The sequence below is a fragment of the Mariniradius saccharolyticus AK6 genome (genome assembly GCF_000330725.2).
GTDB classification, from domain to species: domain Bacteria; phylum Bacteroidota; class Bacteroidia; order Cytophagales; family Cyclobacteriaceae; genus Mariniradius; species Mariniradius saccharolyticus.
In genome coordinates, this window is sequence record NZ_AMZY02000020.1 from 195,298 (window position 1) to 220,988 (window position 25,691).

The 25,691-nt window shown below is 45.9% G+C and carries 25 protein-coding genes; 14 read left to right on the forward strand and 11 right to left on the reverse strand.

Annotated elements, in window-relative coordinates; all coding sequences use genetic code 11:
- Nucleotides 1-41 precede the first annotated feature (41 nt).
- The 4 genes from obgE to C943_RS19370 all read right to left on the reverse strand — a co-directional run bounded on the left by obgE (nt 42) and on the right by C943_RS19370 (nt 3,234).
- The gene (obgE, locus tag C943_RS19355) at nt 42-1,037 is read right to left on the reverse strand and encodes a GTPase ObgE (RefSeq protein WP_040481405.1); all 996 of its coding nucleotides are present in this window, start codon (nt 1,035-1,037) and stop codon (nt 42-44) included.
- Between the two features lie 73 nt (nt 1,038-1,110).
- Nucleotides 1,111-1,689 (reverse strand): adenylate kinase, encoded by a 579-nt coding sequence (locus C943_RS19360; RefSeq protein WP_008631317.1) that lies wholly within the window; start codon nt 1,687-1,689, stop codon nt 1,111-1,113.
- Between the two features lie 18 nt (nt 1,690-1,707).
- A complete protein-coding gene (hpt, locus tag C943_RS19365) occupies nt 1,708-2,235 on the reverse strand; it encodes a hypoxanthine phosphoribosyltransferase (protein ID WP_008631319.1) in 528 nt (175 codons plus the stop codon).
- Between the two features lie 90 nt (nt 2,236-2,325).
- A complete protein-coding gene (locus C943_RS19370; protein WP_040481454.1) occupies nt 2,326-3,234 on the reverse strand; it encodes an aminopeptidase in 909 nt (302 codons plus the stop codon).
- Between the two features lie 168 nt (nt 3,235-3,402).
- Between C943_RS19370 and C943_RS19375 the strand changes: the two genes are divergently transcribed.
- The 4 genes from C943_RS19375 (at nt 3,403) to C943_RS19390 (ending at nt 6,826) form a co-directional block, all read left to right on the forward strand.
- Nucleotides 3,403-4,680, forward strand: coding sequence for an OmpA family protein (locus tag C943_RS19375; protein WP_008631323.1), 1,278 nt, complete (start codon nt 3,403-3,405; stop codon nt 4,678-4,680).
- A gap of 113 nt (nt 4,681-4,793) precedes the next feature.
- Nucleotides 4,794-5,444: a uracil phosphoribosyltransferase gene (upp, locus tag C943_RS19380; RefSeq protein WP_008631324.1), complete on the forward strand. Its 651-nt coding sequence runs from the start codon at nt 4,794-4,796 to the stop codon at nt 5,442-5,444.
- A 3-nt stretch (nt 5,445-5,447) separates the two neighbouring features.
- Nucleotides 5,448-6,371 (forward strand): calcium/sodium antiporter, encoded by a 924-nt coding sequence (locus tag C943_RS19385; RefSeq protein ID WP_008631337.1) that lies wholly within the window; start codon nt 5,448-5,450, stop codon nt 6,369-6,371.
- Nucleotides 6,372-6,412: 41 nt separating this feature from the next.
- On the forward strand, nt 6,413-6,826 hold the full coding sequence (locus C943_RS19390; RefSeq protein ID WP_008631338.1) for a hypothetical protein: 414 nt from the start codon (nt 6,413-6,415) through the stop codon (nt 6,824-6,826).
- On the opposite strand, the gene sdaAA is transcribed toward C943_RS19390, so the two are convergent.
- The 4 genes from sdaAA to C943_RS19410 all read right to left on the reverse strand — a co-directional run bounded on the left by sdaAA (nt 6,815) and on the right by C943_RS19410 (nt 10,638).
- Nucleotides 6,815-7,723, reverse strand: a complete 909-nt coding sequence (gene sdaAA, locus C943_RS19395; protein WP_008631339.1) for an L-serine ammonia-lyase, iron-sulfur-dependent, subunit alpha — start codon at nt 7,721-7,723, stop codon at nt 6,815-6,817. The genes C943_RS19390 and sdaAA overlap by 12 nt on opposite strands.
- A 91-nt stretch (nt 7,724-7,814) precedes the next feature.
- Nucleotides 7,815-8,768, reverse strand: a complete 954-nt coding sequence (locus tag C943_RS19400) for an FKBP-type peptidyl-prolyl cis-trans isomerase (protein WP_081610512.1) — start codon at nt 8,766-8,768, stop codon at nt 7,815-7,817.
- Nucleotides 8,769-8,780: 12 nt separating this feature from the next.
- Nucleotides 8,781-10,109, reverse strand: a complete 1,329-nt coding sequence (locus C943_RS19405; protein ID WP_008631342.1) for an outer membrane beta-barrel protein — start codon at nt 10,107-10,109, stop codon at nt 8,781-8,783.
- Nucleotides 10,090-10,638 (reverse strand): RNA polymerase sigma factor, encoded by a 549-nt coding sequence (locus C943_RS19410; RefSeq protein WP_040481457.1) that lies wholly within the window; start codon nt 10,636-10,638, stop codon nt 10,090-10,092. The genes C943_RS19405 and C943_RS19410 overlap by 20 nt, the downstream gene beginning before the upstream one ends.
- 227 nt (nt 10,639-10,865) lie before the next feature.
- Between C943_RS19410 and C943_RS19415 the strand changes: the two genes are divergently transcribed.
- The 10 genes from C943_RS19415 to C943_RS19460 all read left to right on the forward strand — a co-directional run bounded on the left by C943_RS19415 (nt 10,866) and on the right by C943_RS19460 (nt 21,985).
- The gene (locus C943_RS19415) at nt 10,866-11,597 is read left to right on the forward strand and encodes a hypothetical protein (RefSeq protein WP_008631356.1); all 732 of its coding nucleotides are present in this window, start codon (nt 10,866-10,868) and stop codon (nt 11,595-11,597) included.
- A 58-nt stretch (nt 11,598-11,655) separates the two neighbouring features.
- Nucleotides 11,656-12,534 (forward strand): lipoyl synthase, encoded by an 879-nt coding sequence (gene lipA, locus C943_RS19420; protein WP_008631358.1) that lies wholly within the window; start codon nt 11,656-11,658, stop codon nt 12,532-12,534.
- 389 nt (nt 12,535-12,923) lie between these two features.
- Nucleotides 12,924-14,174, forward strand: a complete 1,251-nt coding sequence (locus C943_RS19425) for a sensor histidine kinase (protein ID WP_008631361.1) — start codon at nt 12,924-12,926, stop codon at nt 14,172-14,174.
- A gap of 104 nt (nt 14,175-14,278) precedes the next feature.
- Nucleotides 14,279-15,859: a peptide chain release factor 3 gene (locus C943_RS19430; protein ID WP_040481409.1), complete on the forward strand. Its 1,581-nt coding sequence runs from the start codon at nt 14,279-14,281 to the stop codon at nt 15,857-15,859.
- Nucleotides 15,860-15,954: 95 nt separating this feature from the next.
- Complete coding sequence (locus C943_RS19435) at nt 15,955-16,689, forward strand: RluA family pseudouridine synthase (RefSeq protein WP_008631363.1); 735 nt, start codon at nt 15,955-15,957, stop codon at nt 16,687-16,689.
- 148 nt (nt 16,690-16,837) lie between these two features.
- The gene (locus tag C943_RS19440) at nt 16,838-17,398 is read left to right on the forward strand and encodes a TlpA family protein disulfide reductase (RefSeq protein ID WP_157198624.1); all 561 of its coding nucleotides are present in this window, start codon (nt 16,838-16,840) and stop codon (nt 17,396-17,398) included.
- 6 nt (nt 17,399-17,404) lie between these two features.
- Nucleotides 17,405-17,929 carry a SixA phosphatase family protein gene (locus C943_RS19445; protein ID WP_008631375.1) on the forward strand — a complete coding sequence of 175 codons (525 nt, stop codon included), beginning with the start codon at nt 17,405-17,407 and terminating at the stop codon, nt 17,927-17,929.
- Between the two features lie 198 nt (nt 17,930-18,127).
- On the forward strand, nt 18,128-19,690 hold the full coding sequence (locus tag C943_RS19450) for a glycerol-3-phosphate dehydrogenase/oxidase (protein WP_008631378.1): 1,563 nt from the start codon (nt 18,128-18,130) through the stop codon (nt 19,688-19,690).
- 64 nt (nt 19,691-19,754) lie between these two features.
- Complete coding sequence (gene glpK / locus C943_RS19455) at nt 19,755-21,257, forward strand: glycerol kinase GlpK (RefSeq protein ID WP_040481414.1); 1,503 nt, start codon at nt 19,755-19,757, stop codon at nt 21,255-21,257.
- The gene (locus C943_RS19460; protein ID WP_008631381.1) at nt 21,254-21,985 is read left to right on the forward strand and encodes an MIP/aquaporin family protein; all 732 of its coding nucleotides are present in this window, start codon (nt 21,254-21,256) and stop codon (nt 21,983-21,985) included. Before glpK ends, C943_RS19460 begins: the two co-directional genes overlap by 4 nt.
- Nucleotides 21,986-22,053: 68 nt before the next feature.
- Here the strand turns inward: C943_RS19460 and C943_RS19465 are convergent, their stop codons facing one another.
- From C943_RS19465 to C943_RS19475, 3 genes are all read right to left on the reverse strand, one after another.
- Nucleotides 22,054-23,193 (reverse strand): acyl-CoA dehydrogenase family protein, encoded by a 1,140-nt coding sequence (locus C943_RS19465; RefSeq protein WP_008631383.1) that lies wholly within the window; start codon nt 23,191-23,193, stop codon nt 22,054-22,056.
- 176 nt (nt 23,194-23,369) lie between these two features.
- Nucleotides 23,370-24,866, reverse strand: coding sequence for a Do family serine endopeptidase (locus C943_RS19470; protein WP_008631385.1), 1,497 nt, complete (start codon nt 24,864-24,866; stop codon nt 23,370-23,372).
- Nucleotides 24,867-25,043: 177 nt separating this feature from the next.
- Nucleotides 25,044-25,472, reverse strand: coding sequence for an Hsp20/alpha crystallin family protein (locus C943_RS19475; RefSeq protein WP_008631387.1), 429 nt, complete (start codon nt 25,470-25,472; stop codon nt 25,044-25,046).
- Nucleotides 25,473-25,691 lie beyond the last annotated feature (219 nt).

The window sequence follows — 25,691 nt, forward strand, 5'->3', positions numbered from 1 at the left end:
TCAATTTGTTTGCCATTTGGCCGATACTGACATTCTGGCACCTAGTGATTTGTGATAGCCTGCCAAAGCATATCCTTTAATTTTTCCAGATTGAATCCTGTAACAGAGGAAATCATCACAGAAGGAATATCTTTTGGCAATTCTTTTTTCAATTGATCCATCAATTCTTGATCGAGCATATCTGCCTTGGTGATAGCCAGCAGTCGTTTTTTATCCAAAAGTTCCGGATTGAACTTTTCCAACTCGCCAAGTAGAATCCGGTACTGCTTTTTGATATCATCTGCGTCAGAAGGGATCATGAAAAGCAGTATCGAGTTTCGTTCGATGTGGCGCAAAAACCGCAGGCCTAGACCTTTTCCTTCAGCAGCCCCTTCAATGATTCCCGGGATGTCTGCCATTACAAATGACTTGTCGTCACGGTAGGATATGACGCCCAGATTTGGGACCAGGGTGGTGAATGGATAATCACCGATTTCGGGACGCGCCGCGGAAATACTGGATAGCAAGGTTGATTTTCCAGCATTTGGAAACCCAACCAATCCGACATCAGCGAGCAACTTCAACTCCAAGATAATCCATTCTTCGATGCCGGGTTCTCCAGGCTGTGCGAAATGGGGTGCTTGGTTGGTGGCAGTTTTGAAATGGTCGTTGCCGAGTCCACCGCGGCCTCCGGGTGTGAGGATGACTTCCTGCCCATCTTCTGTAATCTCAAATCTGGTTTCGAATGTCTCGGCATCCTTGGCAACAGTGCCCAAGGGGACCTCGAGAATTACATCTTTGCCGTCCCTTCCTTTTCGCCTTCCCCCTTCACCTCCCTTTCCGTCCTCTGCGATTACATGCTTTTTGTATTTTAGGTGAAGCAATGTCCACAATTGTGCGCTGCCTCTCAAGATAATGTCTCCCCCTTTGCCGCCGTTGCCTCCATCAGGCCCTCCTTTTGGTACATGTTTTTCCCTTCGGAAATGGACGGAACCAGCGCCTCCTGCCCCAGAACGAGAGCAGAATTTCACATAATCAATAAAATTCGATTCAGCCACTTTTGATCTATTTGAATGAAAACGGCTAAGCGCATAAGCTTAGCCGTCAATGATTTGGCAAAGTTAAGGAAAATTAGGACGAATACCCGTCCATCACTGTTGAGATGTTGTCGAATATGCCTTCGATACTGCCAACGCCATTGATTTTGGTGAATTTTCCTTGTTTTTCGTAGTAGGCTGCGACCGGCAGTGTCTCATCTAGATAGACCTTGATGCGGGTGGCGATCTTGGCCTCATCTTGGTCGTCGGCACGTCCAGAGGTCTTTCCTCGTTCCCGAATTCTTTCCTTTAGGATTTCTTCCGCAACATCCAAAGCAATCATTCCAGAAATACGCAGATTGTTTTTAGTCATCATGGCGTCCAAAGCTTCAGCTTGGGCTACTGTCCTCGGAAATCCGTCAAAAATAAACCCGTTCGTATCGGCTGTGGAATTGATCTTATCTTCTACCATTCCGATCACGACTTCATCAGGGACCAACCTGCCCTCATCCATATATTTTCTTGCAAGTTTGCCCAAATCGGTGCCTTCGCCTAGATGTTTTCTGAAAAGATCCCCCGTGGAAAGGTGCGTCAGGTGATATTTCTCGATGATTTTTTCACTTTGGGTGCCTTTTCCCGCGCCGGGAGGACCGAATAAGACGATATTCAGCATGACTAATTTTGTTTTAAATCATTTCAATTGGTAAATGGCTGGCAAATTTCGCCCATAGCCGTCATAGTCCAGCCCGTATCCGACTACAAACTTATTGGGTATTTCGAATCCTACGTAATCGACTTTGACGGGATGTTGCAAGGCATCGGGTTTGGTCAAAAGTGTGGCAATGCTGACACTTTTGGGTCCAAGTTTTTTGATTTTTCCCAGCAAGTAATTCATACTAAGTCCCGTATCGACAATATCTTCCACGATGATCGCCGGGCGGTCTTTCAAGTCTATATCCAAACTTGACATGTCCTTCACCTTGCCCGTGGAATTGGTGCCTTGGTAGGAGCTGATTTTGAGGAAACAGATCTCTACAGGTATCGATATGGATTTTGCCAAATCGGCGAGGAACATAAATGATCCGTTTAAGACCCCAAGCAGCACTGGTGATTGGCCTTCAAAATCCCTTGAGATTTTACCACCCATTTCTCGGACACGCTGCAGGAGCATTTCCTCACTGATATAGGAGATGAATTCTTTGTCCTTGATTTGGATCATGTCGTGCAACAAAAAAGCCCTTCTAGGTCAAAAAGGGCTTTGCAAATATATATAAATTATGTGACCCACATTCTGGCTTGACTGGAATACTTACAAATGCGCCATTAAATAAAGATAAAGTGCAACCATGGCGTCAATGTCAGCCAACGACACGATTTCATTGGGAGAATGCACATTATCTTCTGCGGCACCTATAAAACACCAGTCGATTGCATATGGAGAATGTTGGACCTCACGTCCATCACTTCCACCGATTCCCTCTACCTCGAGTTGAAATCGAACTCCACTTTGTTCAGCCAAAGCAACGATCCTGTCCAGAAACTTTTTTCTCGGGATCATTTTGTCACGGAGTGAGATCACCACTCCTTGATGGTGGCAAATACCCTCGGTAATCCAAGTAATGTCCGAAATAAGTGCTTGGCTGATTGGCGCAGTTGCCTGGATAAAATTGAGAAGAAAGGGCATACTACCTCCACCATGTTCTTCATATGTCGAAAAAACGATCCATCCGTCGGTAATTTCCTCGCAAATTTTCAGGCAATTATATATCCCCAACCTGTTGTCAAGGTAGGCTGCCTTGATAAATTCCCCGTCAATCCGAATGTTTTGTTCAAATGACAGGCGCGTTCCTCGCTCTATTGCTCGGGGGAAATCATGCCTGATGACTTCTTCTGATTCCTTTATTTTGCAAAATATCGGTCCAAGCCTATCGTTTCCGACCAAGCTTGTCCCAACGTCAGCTTCTGGTCCGCCAATTGGAACTAGTTGATCTTCGTATCTGGCTGTGAATCCAATCGTATCTAGGTGAGCGAAAACTGCAGTCCTAGGTTTTCCGAATTTGAGAAGAAGACAATCGTGAAATTTTTCGCCAAAAAACATTTCAGGCTTAACCTTCCAGCTTTTTTTCCGTTTCTCGACGTATTGGATCAAAAACTCGGTCATCGGTGATTCGTCGCCAGAAACACTTTGTATATTCAATAGTTTAATCAATAAATCCATCTCAGAAACCTCTGTTAATCTAATTGGAAACACAATACTCATTAAAATTGGTAATAATTTTGATAGAGTTTTAAAATATTACTATACATTTGTGAATAGTTAAAAGTTTATAAATTTGCAGTCAAATCAATTAAACACTAAAAATCTAAACGGAAAAAATTTTTTATTATGAAAAAAATATTACTATCAACAATTATGGCGGGTTGTGTAGCGCTTGCGGTGAATGCCCAAGATAGCTTCAACAAATGGTCATTGGAGGTCAATGGGGGATTCAATAAGCCAATGGCTCCATTGTCTCCTGGATATTATTCACCTACGCTAAACCTTGGACATGTTGACTTTGGTGTCAGATATATGTTCAATGATAAGTTCGGCGCGAAATTGGACTATGGATTTGGTTCATTTAGCGAAGCGTCAGGTACTCCTGTATTCTCATCCAACTACTACAGATTGAACCTCCAAGGTGTAGCAAACTTGGGTAGAATCATGAAATGGGAATCCTTCACTCGTCGAGTGAACTTGCTTGGTCACTTGGGTGCGGGATTTGGCCGCGTGAGCCACGATAATCCAAGGGCCCTTCCAGGAGATGATAATGTTTACAACATTATTACTGGTCTAACCGGACAAGTCAAACTTGGTGAAAGAGTAGCCTTGACAGGTGATATCAGCACAATCCTCAATGGTAGACAGACAGTTACTTTTGATGGAAATACCAATTTGCAGCCATCTACGGATAACGGCTACTATGGCGCCAACGGAACGTGGTGGACAGGAACTTTGGGCTTGACATTCTATTTGGGCAAGGGGTCAACCCATGCTGATTGGTATGTTGAAGCAGACAAGTATGCTACCAAAGCTGAATTGGCTCAACAAATCGGAGAAATCAAAGACATGTTGAAAGATTCTGATGGCGATGGTATTCCTGATTATTTGGATAAAGAGCCTAATACGCCAGCCGGTGCAAGAGTTGATTCTTCCGGTAGAACTATCGATTCTGATGGGGATGGTATTCCTGATCATTTGGATAAGTGTCCATTTGCTCCAGGTCCAGCTTCTAACAATGGTTGCCCAATCGAGCAAACAAAAGAAGAAGTCGACTACTTCAAGAAAGCAATCAATGAGAATTATATCAACGTGTACTACGCATTTGACAGCGCTAAACCGCTTGGATTCTCGGCATCAGCAGTAAACTACGTTTCTAACTTCCTGAAGAGAAATCCTGGAGTGAAGCTTGAAGTGAAAGGATATGCCGATGAATTGGGTCCTGATGACTACAATATGAAGCTTTCTGAAAGAAGAGCGAAAGCGGTTTATGATCTTTTGATCGCTGCAGGTATAGACGCTACCAGATTGACTTACAAGGGATATGGCGAAGACACAAGTGTAGACAAGAAGTCTGCGGATGCTCGCCAATTGGCTAGAAGAGCTAGCTTCGAAGTGAAATAATTCGAATTAGGAAATATTAGAAGCCCGGGATATTATCTCGGGCTTTTTTTTGTCGCGCACTTCTCTTATTTTCATTTTTGCTCCTGCTAATTGGAGCCCAAGACCAAGAACATATGTTTGTTTTAGATCAAGTGAATTCAGTCGCCAATCATTTCCTTGCCCAACTTAGAGATCGGGATATTCAATCAGATCGAATGCGCTTTAGGAGAAATTTAGAGAGATTGGGCGAAATAATGGCGTATGAGATTTCGAAAACCATGCGGTTCAAACCAATGGATGTTTTAACACCTTTGGGGTCCAAATCGACTCACTTGATTGTTGAACAGCCGGTCTTGATAACTGTCTTGCGGGCTGCTTTACCATTTTATCAAGGTTTTTCCAATTTTTTTGACAATGCTGATTGTGGATTCATAGGGGCTTATCGAAAGGAGGAGTCGGGCAATAATCGACAAATTGAAGTGGACTATTTGTACCAAGCTGCCCCAAATTTGGAAGGGCGTGAAGTGATCATAATTGACCCTATGCTCGCGACGGGCAAGTCTTTTGCCAAAACTGTCAAGAACTTATTTTCCAAAGAAAAGCCTGGCAAACTTCATATTTGCAGTATAATAGCAGCGCCGGAAGGCATAGAGTATCTTAATAAAGAAGTAAAGATTCCTTTTGAAATGTGGGTCGGTTCAATTGATGAGCGATTGAACAATCAATCATTTATAATTCCAGGCCTAGGGGATGCTGGTGACCTGAGTTTTGGCGAAAAGAGGTAACCCATGGTCCTGTATTTTTACTTAATCGTAGGATTGGGGATTTTACTCATAGGAGGCAAGTTCTTGGTTGATGGAGCGTCCTCTTTGGCTTTGAGGTTTGGTGTGAGCCCTGGCCTGATAGGACTTACGGTGGTGGCTTTTGGCACTTCTGCGCCAGAGTTGTTAGTGAGTATAAATGCTGCACTAAAGGGAAGCAGCGACCTCGCTTTGGGTAACGTGATTGGGTCCAATATTTCCAATATTTCGTTGATTTTAGGTATTAGTGCGATTGTCTATCCGATTGCTGTTCACCCATCAGTTTTGAAGTTGGATTATCTGGTGATGCTGGTATGCTCTTTGCTATTTTTTCTGGTTTCATTAAATGGCACGATATCCAGTCTCGAAGGGGCCATTTTTTTCCTTTTATTGATCGGTGTCAACCTTTATTTTATATTGAAATTGAGAGGGGATCCAAATGATGTTGATGTAACGGAAGTGGTGTCCCAACCTCTCTGGAAAGGATTTTCATTACTGATTCTGGGGATTATCGGCTTGTATTTTGGTTCCGAAATTCTTGTAAATAATGCTGTTACGATTTCGCAGACTTTTGGAGTGAGTGAGCGGGTGATTGGGGTGACGATCGTGGCGATCGGTACAAGCTTGCCTGAGTTAGTGACTTCTCTTATTGCAGCAATCGACAAAAAAACGGACTTGGCGGTCGGCAACATTCTCGGCAGCAATATATTCAACATTTTGTCCATCATAGGTCTGACTAGTTTGATTCAGCCGATTCAGGTTTCAGAGGCATTCATTCGAAAAGATTTTGTTTGGATGTTGGGTCTTTCGCTGGTGCTTTTTCCTGCATTGAAATCAAAACATGGGATTGTGAGATGGGAAGGAGGCGTATTATTGACACTTTATAGTCTTTATGTTTATTCTATCTTATGACGGAGTATGCATTGAAGTTTTTTGCTATTTATGTTGCCAGTATGTTCAAATTCATTTCAGGGCCATTTTTGGGCGCCGCGGCCGGTTTTTCGTTGTTCGAAATAGTTGTGGTTACCGTATCGGGAATGATGACATCAGTGGCGGTGATGACCTTTGCGGGTGAATGGGTCAAATCTTATTGGGACTTGAAAATGACACCAAAAAGGAAACGTTTCAGTCCAAGGACGAGAAGGATCGTAAGGGTTTGGAGAAAATTTGGAGCAATCGGTATTGCAGTGATCACACCCTTGGTGCTTACCCCAATTGGCGGGACAATAGTGATGACTGCATTCAACGTTAAAAAGGATAAGATTTTTATTTACATGTTTGTGAGCGCTTTGTTTTGGGCTTTGATATTTGGGAGCTCAATCAATTGGATGCTTTCGATACCGATATTCAGGGATTTATTCGGGTAAGTTTTCGTCAGGTAATAGCTCAATATCCTGAATCAAAACCCTTTTGGAAATCTCTTGCCCAGTCAAGGTTGCAGCTAAGCCCCCCATGGCCGTTTCTTTATACCTGCTTTCCATGCTAGCGCCTATTTCGCCCATTGCTTCGATACACTCGTCTACAGGAATCACAGCACCGACTCCTGCGAGTGCGATTTGGGCAGAACTGTTTGCGATGGCCGCAGCGCTTGCATTTCGGACCACACAAGGAACCTCCACCAAGCCCGCAACCGGGTCACAGACCAAGCCAAGCATGCATTGGATTGTAATAGCGACCGCATTGAAAACCTGATCAATATCGCCATCCAAGCAGTACACGATGGCACCCGCCGCCATTGCCGCCGCAGAACCAGTTTCTGCTTGGCATCCTCCGACAGCGCCGGCTAGGCTTGCCTTTTGCTCGATGATCAATGCTATCCCCGCCGCAACCAACATTCCCTCCAGAATTTTGTGATCCGGAAGTTGATGGATTTCCTGAAGGGTATAAAGGGTGCCCGGTAGGATTCCAGACGCACCCGCGGTTGGAGCCGCTACGACTCTCCCCATGCAGGAATTAACCTCTTTGGCAGCCAACGCCCGGGAAATCAGCTTTTGGAACTCGGGCGAAAGCACGGAAACCGGGTGTCGGAAGACTTTTTTCGCCCCATTGTTGATCATTCCTGAGCGGGAGCTCATTTCTTCCCTCAAACCCGTTTCTACCGCATCTCGCATAACCGTGTAGGCCCGAAATAAACCGGCCCAGATTTGGTCTTCGATTGCATTTTTTTGACTCACTTCATAATCAAGCACGACTTGATGCAAGGATCGGTGCTTTGCTTCGCAGTATGTCTTCCAGGCTTTAAAACTATCAAAAAGAAAACTCATGGGACATTTGGGTTTATATGTGGCAAAATTGGGCAAAGAATGAGACAAAGCAAAAATCCCCGTCTTCTTGGGACGGGGATTTTTGTTTTGCTTATCGTATTTCTACCACTTTGACCTTGAAATAGATCGGTTCGTACGGCCTCACTACCTGGGTTACGAAGCCTTTGTCAAAAAGGTCTCGCCGGATTAAGAAAGGAAACACTTGGGGCGATTGTGCAAATCCCAAATGTGAGGGAACAAGCATTTCGTATTCCGCGTCTTTTTTTACTCCTTTTAGGGTTAGATTCAGAAACTTCAGATTGGAACTCGATCCAACGGTGATTTGGGTCGGTGTGGATGGAGTAGATTCGAGGATGGCAGTTTCGGATCCCATGTAGCTTATTTTGAATTCGATTCTGACGATACTACCATCGCTGGTTGCTGTCCCTTCCGAAGCGCCTTCAGACAAGGTTTTGATATGAATTCCCTCTTCAGATTTTACGTAACCTGTCAGGGCATTGGCGGCAAGGTAGGATTGAATCTGACCGTCTTCATAAGCCTTCAGTTCGGTTTCGCTGAACTTAGCCACATATTTAACCTTCACGACCAAGTTTGAATTTGGAAGGATGAGTTGCTGGTAGCTGTAATCCTGATAAGCTAAGTAAGACGGTATATAAAGCGTAAACGACTCGCCTGTTTTTGCCAATCCCGATGCAAAGTTGATTGCCCTTGGTATCAGACCTCCTTCCAAATGCCTATACAATCGTGCCGGTTTGCTCTCGTCCAAATAGGATTCGATAAGATGCCCGTCAATCGTACGAATCTCATAGTATGCGCCGACGATGTCACCGTTTGTAATCTGTGTTCCGGTTGGGTTTTCCGAGTCTTTGGAGTAGTAATATCCCAGTTGTGTTTCGATCGGGGTAAGGTTGTTGCGCTGAAGGTATTCTTTGAGCAATCTGTCGTCCCGCTCGATGACTTGGTTCAGGTCATCTTCCAATGTAGGGAAACACGATCCTAAGGCAAAAAGGGTTAACAAAGCTGGTAATCCTAATAATCTCTTCATTTGTAGTAATAGTTATTTTTTAAGTTGGAAATTCATTCTGAGGTTGATGCCGCCGATTGCAAAACGCTGGTTGGCGAAGGTCTGATCCCCGACGGTGAACTTGTAGAACGGCTCGAAAGATATCGAGGTGCCATTTTTTAGGTTTTGTTCAAATCCCATTCCCAAATTGACGAGCTGGCCTACATCCATTTGGTTTTCTGAACCCGCGGGTGATTCCGAAATGCTACTGGAATTCAAGGATTGGGGTGCCGAGTTCAAGGAATTCCCACCGAATGCGACGGTGTTGAACGTAGTTGTTTTTTCTTGGTTCACATAAAACATGTTGGAAAGGCCGGAAACCACGTAGAAATCCGCAGATTTCTTTTGAATCACAGAATATTTCATGTTCAACGGAATCTCGATTTGCCCAAAGCTCAATTCGGCAGTCGAATTGATATAATTGCCTGCAAACAAATTGGCTTTTGCGTTTTCAACGGATGCCACATCCGGGGTAAAGTACCTGCCCGCTCCATTTTGGTCAGGGATCAGGTTTTGCCGTGCATAACCAATGCCCACATCGAGTCGAAGTCGTTTGGAAAACGGAATCTCTGACATCACACCGGCGCCAAAATTAATATTTTGCGTCGAATTGGAGATGTTTTGCGGTGCCATCAGGACGCCAAGCTTCAAAGGCTTTTTTGTTTTATCATCGCTGTCTTCCATTTCCTCGAGACTTCCTGCTTCCGCTAACCAAGAGTTGATTTGCTGCTGGGCATTTTCAATCTGTGCGGCTACAGGCTGTTCGAGAGTTTGTGAGGGAAGTGCGATTTGTTGCGACGCTGCCAAAGTTTGCGTCCCATCTGGGCTGGTTTTCAAAGGTGGGCTTGCTTCCAAATCCGAAGACCGAGATTTCACTTCATTTGCATTAGCAATCAGATCGAAATCTTGTTCTTTCTTCAGCGTTGAAGGCAAGGGTTCTATTTCTTTCAGTTCACTTGCAACCGATTGGGGTTTTTGAAATGTTTCGGCTTCTTCCTTCAGTTTCGAGGAAGATAGACCTTTGAGTTCATTTTTTGAGTCATACGCTGGCGAAGGTGTTACTTCTTCGGGATTGTAGGCCAATGGAACTCCAATAGTCTCTTCGGTTTTAGTAGATGTAAATGGATTCCAAACCAGGGCTATAAAGAGCAGGGAAGCCGCTATTCCTCCGGCCCAAAACACCCAAGCTGCAAACGGTTTTCTCGATTTCCCAAAATAGGCATGTGAAAACTTTTCCCATTCTTTGGGGTCAAATGGTTCCTCGTGACCGTCAAACGAGTCGCGGATTTTCTGTGTAAGTTTCTTATCGAATGGCTCCTTCATCTCTGATATGGTTGATTTCCAGAACTTTTTCTCTCAATTTCTTTTTCGAACGTGCCAGATAGGTTCTAGAGGTACTGGCAGGTATTCCGAGTTTTTCGCCGATTTCGTTGTGGTCGTATCCCTCGATTTCGTAGAGGTTGAATACGATCCGAAGTATTTCGGGAAGACTTCTGATGAGTCCTAGAATATCCTCAAATGTGAGTTGATCGATGATATCAGGGCTGTACGACTCGGATTCGGCTTTATCGATATCCATGATGGATGCATACCGACTGTTTTTTCTGTAATAGTCAATTGACGTGTTGACGATGATCCTCCGAAACCATCCTTTAAAGGAATTTTCAGTTTGGTACTGCTTGATTCTGTCAAAAGCCTTCATGAAGCTATCGTTGACGATCTCGCAGGCTTCGTCCCGGGAGTTGGAATACCGCAAAGCTACGCTCATGGCAAAGCCATAGAACTGCTTATAAAGCAACTCTATAGATTTTTTGTCTCCATCTTTTGCTTTTTGGATCAGTGCTTTTTCCAAAGCTGTCGGCGCGTCATCTGCTTTCAAGACGTATCTGATTAAGGAAATGCTACAATCAGAGAAAAATTTTTCTCCTTAAGACTTTTTGCCAATTCGATGTTGGTCATGGATCAGCAGTGAAATCCATAAATCACATCCTTAAACTTTTTATCAACGGCATAAAGATTTACTTTTATATTTGATTTAAACAAAGTTCCCGCTTGGGCGTTTGATATAGTCGATAAGCTATGACCCATATTTTGAAATCCCTTTTTGCGTTTTTCCTGTCCTTCATCACTGTAGCCGCATATGCGCAGCGACAGGAAGCGGGCGATTACGAATACGACAAAGAGGTACTTTTTGGAATCAATAAGAACACCAACGGTGGATTGATTGGTGGGTTTTCCCTCAAACTCGGCTACCGCATGGATGAGGACAAATTTCAGTTTTTTGGCCTCGACCTTGCAAATGTAAAGCATCCCAAGGAAGTCAGGTATCAGAGTATATTGGGCAATTCCTACATCTTCGGCAAATCCAACTATCTTTACTCTGTGCGGCCCTACTATGGCAGGGAACTGATTGTATTCAAAAAAGCACCCCAACAAGGAGTGCAGGTATCGCTATTAGGTGCAGTTGGGCCTTCTTTGGGAATTATCGCGCCGTATTATATCGAATACGCGATCAGCCGTGTAGAGACCGTCCGCATGCAATATGATCCTGAAGTCAATCAAAGCCGTTTCAATATCCTCGGTCCCGGACGGGTTTTTGAGGGTTTGGGCCAATCTGAGATTGCTTTTGGGTTAAATGCCAAGGCGGCCGTCAACTTTGAGTTCGGTGTTTTTAAATCCAACGTAACGGCCGTGGAACTTGGCTACCAGTTTGAGGGTTTTAACAGGGAAATTGTGCTAATGCCTACCACCGACAATAGGCAGCTGTTCCAATCCGTCTACTTCACATTTTTTTACGGCTTCAGGAAATAGCTTCCGCATTGGGTAAAGTGGGGGATTGGCTTTAATTTCACGTCCAAAATCTACCAAGATGATTGAGCTACCAGTAATTTCGGAGGAAACGGCAAAGAGAAAGAAACCTGATTGGTTGAGGGTAAAACTTCCTGTCGGCAAAGAATACGCCAAGGTCCGAAAACTCGTTGACGAACATAAACTTCATACCATTTGCGAGAGTGGCAATTGTCCGAACATGGGTGAATGTTGGGGTGCAGGTACGGCGACTTTCATGATACTCGGAAACGTGTGCACGCGTTCATGCTCGTTTTGTGCCGTGGCAACTGGAAGACCGCCCGAGTACGACACAGACGAACCGCGAAGGGTTGCCGAAGCCATCAAATTGATGGGGGTAAAGCATGCCGTAATCACCTCAGTAAACCGAGATGAATTACGGGATAGAGGTGCCGAAATTTGGTATCAGACCGTGGTCTTGACAAAAGAAATGTCCCCTATGACGACCATTGAAACTTTGATTCCAGATGTGAAAGCAAACTGGGATGCGCTTTACCGGATGATCAGTGGTGGCCAGGAAGTGGTTTCACACAACATGGAAACCGTCGAAAGTCTTTACAGACGTGTAAGGCCTCAGGCTAAGTATTCACGCTCGCTGGAACAGATCAAATTGACCAAGGAATACGGAAAAAGGACAAAGACGGGGATAATGCTTGGCTTGGGCGAAACCAAAGACGAGGTTTACAAAGCCATGGATGACCTCGCTGCCCATGGTTGCGATATTTTGACTTTGGGACAATACCTGCAACCGACCAAGATGCATATTGAAGTGGCGGAATTTATTCATCCGGATTTGTTTGCCCACTACAAAGAGGAAGGGCTCAAAAGAGGAATCAAATACGTGGAATCCGGTCCGCTGGTGCGCTCATCGTACCATGCCGAAAGACATGTGAATGTATAAACAACAATGCCCGGTTTGCCGGGCATTGTTGTTATGGGGCAGTTCGGATTTTTTCCAAAAAGTCAAAAAACACAAAGAAAGACAGCGCCCGAGTAATTCTTGATTGGAGCTTAGGAAAGGTAATCCACGCGCGGCCCTATTTCAATGGGTCTACAGGTTCATTTGGAAAACCTCCTGCGGGGCGAAAGACCATTGGACTTTTCCACCCATTTCCTGCTATCTTTTATTTCCAATCCAATATCGCTACTGCCCACAATATTGTATATTTTTGGTTCAACTGGTCAACAGCAGGGCGAATTCTAGCCAAGGAAATTCGGGAACTTATTTTTTCATGCAGATAATATCCGTGCGTAAAATGAGTTCTCTATTTCGATCTTGATCTAATTTCGATGAAAAACAAATTGCAGGAAATCTCCATTCTTGATTTTTACCACAACAGAAGTCGATTCAAATGGATTGTCTTCATCAGTGCCGTTATCATCGGATTCGGATCGATTTTTTATACCAATATTTTGGTAGAGGAACTCAAGGACCGGGAAAAACGACAAATCGAGCTCTTGGCCAAAGCCTGGGAATACGCCTACTCCAACACCGAAAACCTGAGTTTTGTCAACCAGGAAATCATCCAACAAAACAACTCTATTCCCGTCATTGTGGCAGACGCGGACGGGAATCCTATCGAGCACCGTAATATCTCCTTTAGGAAAAATGCCGATGAGGAGGAACAGCAAAAGGTATTGCGCCGGGAATTGGAAAAGATGAAATCGCAATACGAGCCGATTCCGGTCACCGAGGCACAGGTTTTTGTCTATTACAGGAATTCAGAGCTGTTGAACTCCCTGCGTTTTTACCCCTATGTGCAGCTCTCGGTAATTTTGGTATTTGGCGTTTTGGCCTACATCGTCTTCAACCAATCCAAGGAAGCAGAACAAAATCGCGTGTGGGCCGGACTTACCAAGGAAACCGCGCACCAGTTGGGTACGCCGATTGCATCCCTCATGGCTTGGATAGATTATCTACGAAATTCGCCCGTTTGGGAAGAAAACAAAGAGGTCATTCAGGAAATGGACAAAGACGTGGTCAAGTTAAGGATGGTCACCGAACGGTTCAGTTCGATTGGGAGTGCGCCGGCGATTCAACCTGAGAACCTTTTCCTTGTGATCGACGAAGCGGTCAACTACCTACGCCCGCGGATTTCGTCCAAAGTCGAAATCCGTATCAACAGCGATGTGAAAAACATTGAGGCGATGATGAACAAGCCGCTTTTTGAATGGGTCATCGAAAATATCTGCAAAAACGCGGTGGACGCCATGAAGGGTCAGGGGAAAATCGACATTGACATCATCAAAGAAAGTGAGAAATATGTCGTGGTGGACATTTCCGATACGGGCAAGGGAATGGAGAAACAGCTATTCAAAAAGGTCTTCACGCCGGGATTCACCACCCGAAAAAGAGGCTGGGGCTTGGGTTTGACCTTGGCCAAAAGGATCATTGAAGGGTACCACAAAGGAAAGGTTTTCGTGAAGCAATCCGAGCTTGGTGTGGGGACTACTTTCCGGATAATTTTGCATGCGAGCAAGGACGGCCTGACGGGATTCAGGAGGGAAGATTTTGTCAACCAAGGTGTTGGAGCTTCCTGATTTCTGCACGAAAGGCTTGCCACGATTCATTTATTCCTAGCCTGGTTAACATTCTAGCGATTAAAACCGTACCTTTGCAGGCTGAAAATGAAGCACCTGTCTCCATGAGTCTGAGTCAAGAAATCAAAAAAAGACGCACTTTCGCCATTATTGCCCACCCAGATGCCGGTAAAACCACGCTTACAGAAAAGCTTTTGCTTTTTGGAGGAGCGATCCAAACGGCCGGCGCGGTAAAATCCAACAAGATCGATACCGCTACCAAGTCCGACTGGATGGAAATCGAAAAGCAAAGGGGTATTTCGGTGGCGACTTCAGTGATGGGATTCGAGTACCAAGGAGTCAAAATCAACCTGTTGGATACACCAGGTCACCAGGATTTTGCGGAAGATACCTACAGGACGTTGACAGCAGTGGATTCCGTAATCATGGTCATCGATTGCGTCAAAGGCGTCGAGATTCAAACTGAAAAGTTGATGGAAGTCTGCCGCATGCGCAATACGCCCGTGATTTGTTTTATCAACAAACTGGATCGCGAAGGCAGGGATCCTTATGACTTGCTGGATGAGGTAGAAGAAAAACTCAACATCAAAGTACGTCCATTGTCTTGGCCGATTGGAATGGGCAAGGGTTTCAAAGGTGTATACAATCTTTACGAAAAAAAACTGAACCTCTTTACGCCAAGTCAGCGCAAACTCAGTGACGACCGCATCATCATTGAAGACCTGGCAGACAAGAAACTCGATGAACTTATCGGTACTTCCAATGCCAACCAACTCCGTGATGATGTCGAACTGATCGAGGGAGTCTATCCGGAATTCGATGTCAATGAATACTTGGACGGAAAGGTGGCGCCAGTGTTCTTTGGCTCGGCCGTCAATAATTTCGGCGTCAACGAAATGTTGGACACCTTCATCCGCATCGCTCCGACGCCAAAGAGCAGGTTTACTGAAGAACGGGAAGTGAAGCCTGAGGAGCCCAAGTTTTCGGGTTTTGTGTTTAAGATCCATGCCAATATGGATCCCAACCATCGGAACAGGATTGCGTTTTTGAGGATTTGCTCAGGCAAGTTTGAAAGGAACAAGCCCTACAACCACGTCCGAGGACCCAAGCCCCTGCGCTTCTCCAACGTGACCCAATTCATGGCCCAGGACCGTGAAATCATCGATGAGGCTTTCCCAGGCGATATCGTAGGCTTGTATGACACAGGCAACCTGAAGATCGGGGATACCTTGACGGAGGGAGAAAATATGACTTTCAAGGGGATCCCGAGCTTTTCGCCGGAGATTTTCAAAGAGGTCATCAACAAGGACGCCATGAAGACCAAGCAGCTTGAAAAGGGCTTGCGACAACTCATGGAAGAGGGGGTAGCCCAGTATTTCAGCTATGAAATCGGCAACAGAAAAGTTGTCGGTACCGTCGGACAACTTCAATTCGAAGTCATCCAATTCAGGCTCAAAAACGAGTACAATGCCTCGGTCGAATTTGCGCCGATGAACTTGTACAAAGCCTGCTGGATCAGCAGCACGGATAAGAAGCAGTTGGATGAATTTGTGCGTTCCAAAAGCCGGCACATCGCCAGGGACAAGGATGACAAGCTGGTATTTATGGCAGAGTCCCGTGCTTGGCTGCAGATGGTGCAGGATAACTATCCCGAAATTGAGTTCCATTTTACCTCAGAGTTTTGAGGCTGATTGACAGAGAAGTAGTAGAGAAATTTCCGTCGGCAGGTGTAGCCAAGGAGAAATTTTGGAATCGTGCGGAAGGATAAACAAAAAAAGAAATGAAGAAGAAACCCTTTTCAGTCGTCTATGAAGACAACCACCTCTTGGTGGTCAATAAGGCTGCTGGAATTTTGGTACAAGGCGACCAAACTGGTGACAAGACCTTGACGGAATACTGCAAGGACTATATTGCCCGCAAGTACAACAAGCCCGGAGAAGTATTTTTGCATCCGGTACACCGTTTGGATAGACCGGTTAGTGGTTTGGTAGTGTTTGCCCGTACTTCCAAAGGCCTCGAGCGCATGATGGAACTGTTTCGCAAGCGGGATATCCACAAGGTTTATTGGGCGATCGTGAAAAAGAGGCCGAAAGAAGAGGTCGGTAAACTGACCCATTGGCTGACCAAAGATGAAAGCAAGAATGTGGTGACGGCGCACGAACGCGAAGTGCCTGGTTCCCAAAAGGCCGAATTGAATTACAAGGCCCTAGGCAAATTGAATGACCACTGGCTGCTCGAAGTCCGTCCGATATCCGGGCGTCCCCACCAAATCCGCGTGCAGCTCGCATCGATGGGCTGCCCGATACGGGGAGACGTGAAATATGGATTTGATAAGCCCAATCCCGATGGCAGTATCAACCTGCATGCCTTCCACTTGGTCTTTGTGCACCCGATCAAAAAAGAAAAGCTTTATCTGAGAGCTGCGCTTCCCGAGGAGCAGTTTTGGGAGCAATATCTTGATCTGGAACCGCTCAAGACAAGCGATCAGCATGTGGATAACAGCTACAGCGGGTAAGGAGATTCGAGATTGACGGTTTAGAATGGCGGAATTGAGATACATTTAGGAATAGCACTTGGGTTTTGAATGTGATAATTGGATATTTGGTCGCAGATCATATTGTCTAGATTCTAAATTGTTTTCGGCGAAAAAATCGGGTATAGTCATGCCAAGAACGTTTCTTTTCTTAACCCTTTTAATGTTTATATGTCTATCGGTTTATCCTCAATCAGTATTGATTGATCAAAACGGTGTAGAAAAGGTATTTCCAGAGGATTTTAGGACCCAAGGGCCGAAAGTTGGAAATGTTTTTCCGTTCGGTTTCGAGAAGACTATTGAAGGTGAACAAATTGAAAATACTGCATTGTCAAACAAGACAGTACTTGTTAAGATTTGGTTCGTTGGCTGTACAGGATGTGTACAGGAGGAACTTTTCTTAAAAGATGTCAGAGATAGTTTCTCTGGAAATCCCGAAGTTTTATTTCTCGGAATTTGCATGAGTTCTCCTGAAAAGGCGATGAGGTATATTAAGAAAAAGAGTGACTTTGGCTACAAGACTGTTCACCTAAACCGGAAGGAAGTTGAAATGAAGTATGGGGTCGTTACTTCGCCGACCCATTTTATCGTTAAGGATGGAATCGTGGCCGAAAAATTCACCTTGCCCGTTTTCAATAAGGAGATTGCAAATTGGCTTACAAATAGAATCCTTACGATATCTAAAAACTAGTTTTTTATGAGAATATTCACGCTTTTTAAATCAACTGGATTCCTTCTTTTTGGCCTTTCTTTCTTCTTGTTGGCTTCATGCGCAAAGAATCAGCAGCCAAAAACCATCTTTCTTGTTCGGCATGCGGAGAAACAGCTGGTAGGCGATGATCCGGAATTGAGTGTGGCCGGTACAGTGAGGGCGAAGAAACTCGCCCAAATCCTGGAGAAAAGCGATATACGCCACATTTTTAGCACCAATACGATCCGTACAAAAGCCACCGCCAAACCGCTTTCAAGTGCATTGGGACTCGAAATCGAGGTCTATGATCCGAAGGAACATGATGCTTTGGTAAAGGAATTGAGAAGCCGAGAAGGAAATATCCTGGTTGTGGGACACAGCAACACCATTCCCCATGTGGCGAATTATTTTGTCGGCGAAGGGGAAAAGTATCCCGAACTACAGGACATCGAATATGATTTTATTTTTGAGGTGGTACTGGATTCGGATGGTGGGTCGTCGGTGCGGAGAAAAGTTTACAAGGACTATTGAGGCAGACTTTCCGGCGGTCCGCTTATTTCTTTTCTGAGTCTTCCGAATATTTTTTTTGCTGGATTCACCGGCCTTTTTGCTTTGTGGGCGAGGATTCACTGGCATTTATGGCATCACAAAAAACATCCTGCATCTGATCCTTGTCAACTTTCATTTGGCTGATTTTTGATTTACCTTAGAAAGAAAAAATTTTTCTTTATGAACAGGTCTTCAAATCTGGACATTTTAAAAGGCAATCAGGATAAAATTTGGGACCTAGTGGTAGTAGGAGGAGGTTCATCAGGCTTTGGAGTCGCACTTGACGCCCTTTCAAGGGGCTTATCCGTGGTGGTGTTGGACAAATCAGATTTTGCCAAGGGCACCTCTAGCCGCAGTACAAAGCTGCTTCACGGTGGTGTACGTTACTTGGCACAGGGCGATATTCTCCTAGTTTTGGAAGCCCTTAAGGAAAGGGGAAGGCTCCTTGCCAATGCTCCCCACCTGACAAACAATCAGCCTTTTATCATTCCGATTTATTCATGGTTTGACCGTGTCCAATATAGCGTCGGGTTGAAGATTTACGATTGGATGGCAGGTAAATGGAGATTGGGCAAATCCCGGTTCATTGGAAAGTCAGAAACCATCAACAGGCTCCCGCAGATTAAACAGGAAGGTCTGAAAGGTGGCGTCGTCTATCACGATGGGCAGTTTGATGACGCGCGGATGATAGTCGCCTTGGCCCAAACTTGCACCGAAATGGGAGGCTGCGTGCTCAACTACGCCAAAGTCACTGACCTTTTGAAAGATGAAAATGGCGCGATCAGCGGCGTCAGATTTGTGGACCAGATTGATCAAAATCATTTGCAGGTCAAGTCCAAAATGGTCGTCAATGCTACGGGTGTCTTTGCTGACAAGATTCTAAAAATGGACAATTCCGGTGCGCGGAAAAGCATACAGCCGAGCCAAGGCATACACTTGGTTTTTGACCAGTCATTCTTGGGGGGGAAAGATGCCCTGATGATTCCCAAGACTTCGGATGGAAGGGTACTGTTTGCGGTTCCATGGCATGGAAAGTTGGTGGTCGGGACCACAGATACACTCAAGGACAAGCCTCAACTTGAACCTGAAGCTTTGGAAAAGGAGATTGATTTTGTGTTGGAGACCGCGCAGGCATATTTGGCAAAAAAGCCGACCCGAGCCGATGTATTGTCCGTTTTTGCGGGGCTGAGGCCATTGGCTGCACCAAAGGAAGACGGTGCCAAAACCAAGGAGATTTCACGTACGCATAAGGTTATCGTGTCTGATTCCAAGCTGGTGACGATTACGGGAGGAAAGTGGACGACTTTCAGGCAAATGGGTGAGGATACGGTCAAGCATTTTCCAAAGGTGACAGGCATATCCATACAGCCGAGCAAGTCCGCTGATATCAAACTCCACGGCTACGTGGCCAAGCCCGAACAAGGTCCCTTGTCCGTGTACGGTTCGGATGCAGATCATATTCGGGCCATGATGAAGGACAAACCGGAATTGGCAGAACGGCTGCATCCCGATCACCCCTATACCGCTGCGGAAGTCGTTTGGATCGTAAGGAACGAAATGCCAGCAAAGCTTGAAGACGTGCTTTCAAGGCGATTGAGGGTACTATTACTGGATGCCAAAGCTGCAAAGGCCATGGCGCCAAAAGTTGCCCGGATTATGGCAAATGAGATCGGAAAAGATGCTGAATGGATATCAGGGCAGTTGGCTGATTTTGAAAAGGTATCCAGCAAATACATCATCTAGAATGGCTGCGCTTCAATAGCTTTTGTTTTTGAAACAAAAACTTTCTATACAAACCCAACCCAAAATGACCAAATCGAAAGCTTACATTCTGGCCTTGGACCAAGGGACGACCAGTTCGAGGTCCATCATTTTTAATCATGATGGCGAGATCGAGTGTGTGGCCCAACGGCCATTCAAACAACATTTTCCCAAAGCCGGATGGGTTGAACACGATCCTACGGAAATATGGTCCACCCAATCCGCAGTCCTCGCAGAATCATTGGCCAAAGGCGGGATCAAGGCCAAGGACATTGTTGGCATCGGCATTACCAACCAACGGGAGACAACCGTGGTATGGGAACGGAAAAACGGTAAACCAATCTATAATGCGATCGTTTGGCAGGACCGGCGCACGGCAGCCTATGTGGACCAACTCAAGACCGAGGGCAAGGAGGAATTGGTAGCGTCCAAAACTGGATTGGTGTTGGATGCCTATTTCTCAGCTACCAAAGTAAAATGGATCCTGGATAATGTGGCAGGCGCCAGGGATCAGGCAGAAAGGGGGGAACTGGCTTTCGGGACCATCGACACTTGGCTGGTATGGAACCTCACCCACCGCAAGGTTCACGTCACAGACGTATCCAACGCCAGCCGGACAATGCTTTTCAATATTTTCGAAAAGAAATGGGACAAGGATCTGCTGGAGCTTTTTGACATACCTGCATCCATGCTGCCCGAGGTGAAGTCTAGTTCTGAGATTTATGGGCACACTTCGGAGTATTTGTTCCCGGTACCTTTGCCGATTGCAGGCATCGCAGGTGATCAACAGGCAGCACTTTTCGGCCAACTTTGCACCTCTCCGGGTATGGCAAAGACCACCTACGGTACTGGTTGCTTTCTCATGATGAATACCGGCGAAACCCCGGTTAAATCCCGGAACAAGCTGCTCACGACCATTGCCTGGGAGGTCAACGGTAAAGTCAATTATGCATTGGAAGGTTCCGTCTTTATCGGTGGCGCTGCTATCCAATGGTTGCGGGATGGCATTGAATTATTTGGCCATGCGAAAGAAAGCGAACAACTGGCGCAAAGCTTGGCAGATAACGATGGCGTGTATTTCGTCCCGGCCATGGCGGGGCTTGGAGCACCCCATTGGGACCAAAATGCTCGGGGCGCTTTTTTCGGAATTACACGTGGGACTACAATTGCGCATATGACAAGGGCGGCATTGGAGGCGATCGCTTATCAGGTGCGTGATGTACTCGATGCCATGCAAAAGGATAGCGGTGATCCTGTCAAGGAATTGCGGGTAGACGGTGGCGCCACGGCCAACAACTTCCTGATGCAGTTTCAGTCGGATATCCTTCAAACGAAGATCCGGAGGCCGAAAATCATCGAAACTACCGCTCTTGGAGCGGCTTTTTTGGCTGGATTGGCCGTGGGATTTTGGAAGTCAGAGGATGAAATCCAAAAACTATGGGAGTCAGACCGGGATTTTGAGCCAAAAATGGCAGTCGAAAAGGTAAATCATTTGTTGAAGTTTTGGCATAAAGCAGTCGAAAGATCTAAAAACTGGGTAGAGCTATGAATCCATTTATTGCAGAGTACATCGGAACAGCAATATTGATATTGCTGGGGTCTGGCGTAGTAGCCAACGCTATTCTCCCGGGGACAAAAGGAAATGGCGGTGGATTGATCGCCATCACGACGGGCTGGGCCTTGGCGGTTTTTTGTGGTGTAGTAGTGGCGGGCCCATATAGCGGAGCCCACCTCAATCCGGCAGTGACACTAGGATTGGCACTCACGGGGAAGTTCGGATGGGCATTGGCCCCGGGCTACATCTTCGCCCAAGTGGCGGGCGCCATGACAGGTTCGTTTGTGACTTGGTCTATGTACCGGGATCATTTTGATTTGGCGGATTCGTCCGGGCTGAAACGTGCGCCTTTTTGCACCGATCCAGCCATTCGCAATTTTTCTACGAGTGTGATTTCCGAAGTTGTGGGCACGTTTGTGCTGGTCTTTGTCATTTTGTATATCACTGGTGCGAACTTGGAGGGAGAAACCAAGGTGCCAATAGGTTTGGGCTCGGTTGGGGCGATTCCGGTTGCTTTTTTGGTTTGGGTAATTGGATTGTCGCTTGGTGGTACTACAGGCTATGCCATTAACCCCGCGCGGGATTTTGGGCCGAGACTGGTGCACCAACTCCTGCCCATCAAGGGCAAGGGCAGTAGCGATTGGGGATACAGTTGGGTACCGATCTTGGGTCCAATTGTCGGCGCGTCTATTGCAGCGGGGGTTTATTTGATGTTGGGGTAGGAGGAGAAAGCGGAAAATTGATTTAACGATCCCCCCTTTAGATACATAATCCGAGGGGGGATTTTTCATTATCTCAGGACCTCTCTCGAAATCACGATTTTTTGGATTTCGGAGGTGCCTTCGCCGATTGTGCAAAGTTTGGCGTCGCGGTAGTATTTTTCTACAGGGTAATCTTTGGTGAATCCGTAGCCGCCAAATATCTGTACAGCGTCATTGGATACGCTGACAGCGACTTCCGAGGCATAATACTTGGCCTGAGCGCCGGCCAGGGTTACCTTTTCGCCGCGATTTTTCAGATCCGCCGCTTTGAATGTCAATAGCCTTGCTGCTTCGACTTGTGTGGCCATATCCGCGAGTTTGAAGGATATCCCTTGGAAACTACTGATCGGTTTGTTGAATTGGTGCCGTTCTTTCGAGTATTGGAGCGAGGCTTCCAAAGCACCTTCTGCTATTCCAAGTGAAAGTGCTGCGATGGAGATTCGGCCGCCATCGAGGACTTTCATGGACTGGATGAATCCTTCCCCCACTTCGCCCAGTATTTGGCTTTCGTGGACTTTGCAATCTTCAAAAATCAATTCAGCGGTTTCAGATGCCCGCATTCCAAGTTTGTCCTCTTTTCTTCCGCCCCGAAACCCAGGCGTTCCTTTGTCCAAAACAAAAGCGGTCATCCCATGTGAATCACCAAGATCCCCTGTCCTGGCAATCACGACGGCGACGTCTCCGGATACACCATGGGTGATAAAATTCTTTGCGCCGTTGAGGATGTAATATTCCCCATGCTTGACAGCTACTGTACGCATGTTGGCAGCATCCGAACCGGTGTTGGGTTCGGTGAGTCCCCAAGCGCCAAGGTATTCGCAGGAAGCCAGTCTGGGAAGGTACTTCTGCTTTTGCTCCTCGTTGCCAAACATCAGGATATGGTTGGTGCAGAGCGAATTGTGGGCAGCCATCGATAGGGCAATTCCCGGATCCAGCTTCGCCAGTTCGGCAATGGCGGTGACATATTCGAAATAGCCGAATCCTGACCCGCCATAACTTTCTGGCACCAACACGCCCATCAGTCCAAGCTCACCTAGTTTTCGAAATAAATCCCTCGGGAAAATCTGGTGATCGTCCCATTCTTTGCGAAAAGGTGTGATTTCCTTCGCTCCAAAATCGCGGACCATTTGGGCAATCATCCGCTGATGCTCGTTCAGTTCAAAATGCATTGTCGTAAAGTTAAATTTGGGTTTGTGTGACGAATATACAAACTTGAAGTAGATCGGGAAGGTTTTTTGGATCGATCAAGTGGCCCATTTTTTCTTTTGGTGCCGAATGGAAAGGACAAAAAAACCGGCCCAAATGCTCGGGCCGGATTTTCAAAACACAAAACAAATGAACACTTCTAATCAACTTTTACTTCGAAGTAGTACTCTTGCCCGTTGGGGTAGAGGCCTAAAACGACTATTTCTTCGCCTTTATTTCTTTTCAGGACTTCAATCAAATTTTCTGCACCAGAGATTTTAGTGCGACCGTTGGAACCAATAATCGAGGTGATGATGAACCCTGCTCTTGCCCCGGATTTAGTCCAATTTTCATTTTCGACCGATACGATTGCGGCACCACCGTCTATTTCCAGTCTTTGCTTCACGCCTGTATTGACGTCTTCAAAAGTCAGGCCATCAAATGCCAATACCTTTGGTGGTTCTTTCTTCACGATTTTGGTGTCACCGGAAATATTTTTCAGCATTGCCGTTGTTTTGCCCTCTTTCCCTTTTCTGAGGTATTTGACTTCGACTTTGTCGCCAGGGCGTTTCCTTGCGACCATTTCCTGGAGCTTGGCCACATTGTTTGTCTCCACGCCGTCGACGCCAATAATCACGTCTCCTGCCTTCAACCCTGCGTCCGCACCGCCGCCACCTTCGTTAACATCAACCACATACACGCCCTTGGAAGTATAGAGTTTTTCATTCAGTGTCTCTTCCAGTTCGGGGGATACGTCGCGGATTTGTACGCCCAAAAGACCCCTTTGTACGGCTCCAAACTCTAGCAAGTCATCCATAACCTTTTTCACGATAGAGCTTGGTATGGCAAAGGCATAACCATTGAAAGTCCCAGTTCTGGAAGCAATTGCAGTATTGATGCCTATCAGTTCACCCGCCAAGTTGACCAATGCACCACCCGAGTTCCCTGGATTGACGACTGCGTCCGTTTGGAGAAAGGATTCGATCTGAAGGTTGTTTTCCAAATCCCTCAAAATACCGATGTTCCTTGTTTTGGCACTGATGATGCCCGCGGTCACGGTAGACGTTAAGTCAAAAGGATTGCCCACTGCAAGAACCCATTCACCGACGCGAACTTTGTCTGAGTCCCCGAATCTTACGTAAGGAAGGGCTTTGGCTTCGATTTTGAGCAATGCCAAATCAGTTGTCGGATCGGTTCCAATGACACGGGCGGTATACCGGGTGTTGTCCTCAAGTGATACGTCGATGCGTGAAGCATTTTCGATGACGTGGTTATTGGTTACGATGTACCCGTCTTCAGAGATGATTACGCCCGAACCCGAACTACGTGCCTCTCTCGGCTGCTGTCCACGGTTTGGATTTCGGAAGCCGAAAAACTCCTCAAAAGGATCGGCACCCATTTGGCTTTGGTCTACGGAAACATTGCTTTTGATATGGACTACCGCCGGGGTGACCATTTCGGCTGAAGCCACAAAATTGATCCCATCAGGGATTACAAACTTGTCGTCGGAAAGCCAATTGACAAGGCTCGTGTCTTGCTTTTGGCTAAATGAGGAAGCTGTATTTTGCTTCATCAGGTAATTGACGCCTGCCAATGCGACCAAGGCGCCCACTGCAGATGCGAGTATGATTCCAAGGAAGAACTGCTTTCTATTCATGTTGATTTAGGTTTTCAAGTTCTGATAATGACGAAATTTACGGCTTGCTGGTATCAAATACCAAGCAAATTTTGACGGGAACAGGCGGTATTTAACAAGGTTTAACAGGCTTCTGAATGCCCAGACAAACCTACAGGGTGATAACAAAAAAAAAGGAAGTGGGTTTCCCCACTTGCCTTATTTTACTTCGATTTTTGACTTGTTGACTTTCTTTTCTGCTTTCGGCAATGTGATTTTCAAAAGCCCATCTTCATAGGTGGCTTGGATTTCTTCTGCGCGGACATCGTCGGGGACGAAGAAGGTTCGCTTAAATGATCCATAGAGTGTTTCTACGGTGTGGAAGTTTTTTCCTTCCTTCTTTTCTTCCATTTTGCGTTCTCCGGATATGGTCAGCTTGCCATCGAGGATGTCCAAGTCAAAATCCGACTTTTTCATGCCTGGGACAGATACATGGATCTCATACTGCTTTTCATCCTCGGCAATGTCCACGGCAGGAGTAAATTGTTTTACATTTTGGCCGATGGAATCTTGGAAGAAGCGATCCAAAAGCGTGCTAAATGATGCGGGATACGCTGGGTCGAGTTGGTTGAATCTGGCGAGTTTCATAGTCGTTATTGTTTTCTTTGAGATGCAATGTTTGATAACTCGCTTTGGAGAGAAAAATATACCAATCCAATTTTTCGGTCATTTTGACTTGAATTTGATGGAATTTTTCGAATATATTGCCAAAATGACACTTTGAAGGGATGATTTTTGCGGGGAATGTATAAAATGGAGGGCGTTTTCATATTTCAGGTTGGATGAAAACTGATTACATTTAGAGAA

Excerpts from the sequence above, each read along its gene's own strand:
- C943_RS19475 (WP_008631387.1), bottom strand. The coding sequence starts at position 25,472 with ATGAAACTCGCCAGATTCAACCAACTCGACCCAGCGTATCCCGCATCA.
- C943_RS19440 (WP_157198624.1), top strand. The coding sequence starts at position 16,838 with ATGCCAAGAACGTTTCTTTTCTTAACCCTTTTAATGTTTATATGTCTA.
- C943_RS19360 (WP_008631317.1), bottom strand. The coding sequence starts at position 1,689 with ATGCTGAATATCGTCTTATTCGGTCCTCCCGGCGCGGGAAAAGGCACC.
- C943_RS19435 (WP_008631363.1), top strand. The coding sequence starts at position 15,955 with ATGAAGAAGAAACCCTTTTCAGTCGTCTATGAAGACAACCACCTCTTG.
- C943_RS19375 (WP_008631323.1), top strand. The coding sequence starts at position 3,403 with ATGAAAAAAATATTACTATCAACAATTATGGCGGGTTGTGTAGCGCTT.
- C943_RS19450 (WP_008631378.1), top strand. The coding sequence starts at position 18,128 with ATGAACAGGTCTTCAAATCTGGACATTTTAAAAGGCAATCAGGATAAA.
- C943_RS19370 (WP_040481454.1), bottom strand. The coding sequence starts at position 3,234 with ATGGATTTATTGATTAAACTATTGAATATACAAAGTGTTTCTGGCGAC.
- C943_RS19425 (WP_008631361.1), top strand. The coding sequence starts at position 12,924 with ATGAAAAACAAATTGCAGGAAATCTCCATTCTTGATTTTTACCACAAC.
- lipA (WP_008631358.1), top strand. The coding sequence starts at position 11,656 with ATGATTGAGCTACCAGTAATTTCGGAGGAAACGGCAAAGAGAAAGAAA.
- C943_RS19430 (WP_040481409.1), top strand. The coding sequence starts at position 14,279 with ATGAGTCTGAGTCAAGAAATCAAAAAAAGACGCACTTTCGCCATTATT.
- C943_RS19470 (WP_008631385.1), bottom strand. The coding sequence starts at position 24,866 with ATGAATAGAAAGCAGTTCTTCCTTGGAATCATACTCGCATCTGCAGTG.
- C943_RS19415 (WP_008631356.1), top strand. The coding sequence starts at position 10,866 with ATGACCCATATTTTGAAATCCCTTTTTGCGTTTTTCCTGTCCTTCATC.
- hpt (WP_008631319.1), bottom strand. The coding sequence starts at position 2,235 with ATGATCCAAATCAAGGACAAAGAATTCATCTCCTATATCAGTGAGGAA.
- C943_RS19460 (WP_008631381.1), top strand. The coding sequence starts at position 21,254 with ATGAATCCATTTATTGCAGAGTACATCGGAACAGCAATATTGATATTG.
- glpK (WP_040481414.1), top strand. The coding sequence starts at position 19,755 with ATGACCAAATCGAAAGCTTACATTCTGGCCTTGGACCAAGGGACGACC.
- C943_RS19390 (WP_008631338.1), top strand. The coding sequence starts at position 6,413 with ATGTTCAAATTCATTTCAGGGCCATTTTTGGGCGCCGCGGCCGGTTTT.
- C943_RS19445 (WP_008631375.1), top strand. The coding sequence starts at position 17,405 with ATGAGAATATTCACGCTTTTTAAATCAACTGGATTCCTTCTTTTTGGC.
- C943_RS19405 (WP_008631342.1), bottom strand. The coding sequence starts at position 10,109 with ATGAAGGAGCCATTCGATAAGAAACTTACACAGAAAATCCGCGACTCG.
- sdaAA (WP_008631339.1), bottom strand. The coding sequence starts at position 7,723 with ATGAGTTTTCTTTTTGATAGTTTTAAAGCCTGGAAGACATACTGCGAA.
- C943_RS19465 (WP_008631383.1), bottom strand. The coding sequence starts at position 23,193 with ATGCATTTTGAACTGAACGAGCATCAGCGGATGATTGCCCAAATGGTC.
- C943_RS19385 (WP_008631337.1), top strand. The coding sequence starts at position 5,448 with ATGGTCCTGTATTTTTACTTAATCGTAGGATTGGGGATTTTACTCATA.
- upp (WP_008631324.1), top strand. The coding sequence starts at position 4,794 with ATGTTTGTTTTAGATCAAGTGAATTCAGTCGCCAATCATTTCCTTGCC.
- C943_RS19400 (WP_081610512.1), bottom strand. The coding sequence starts at position 8,768 with ATGAAGAGATTATTAGGATTACCAGCTTTGTTAACCCTTTTTGCCTTA.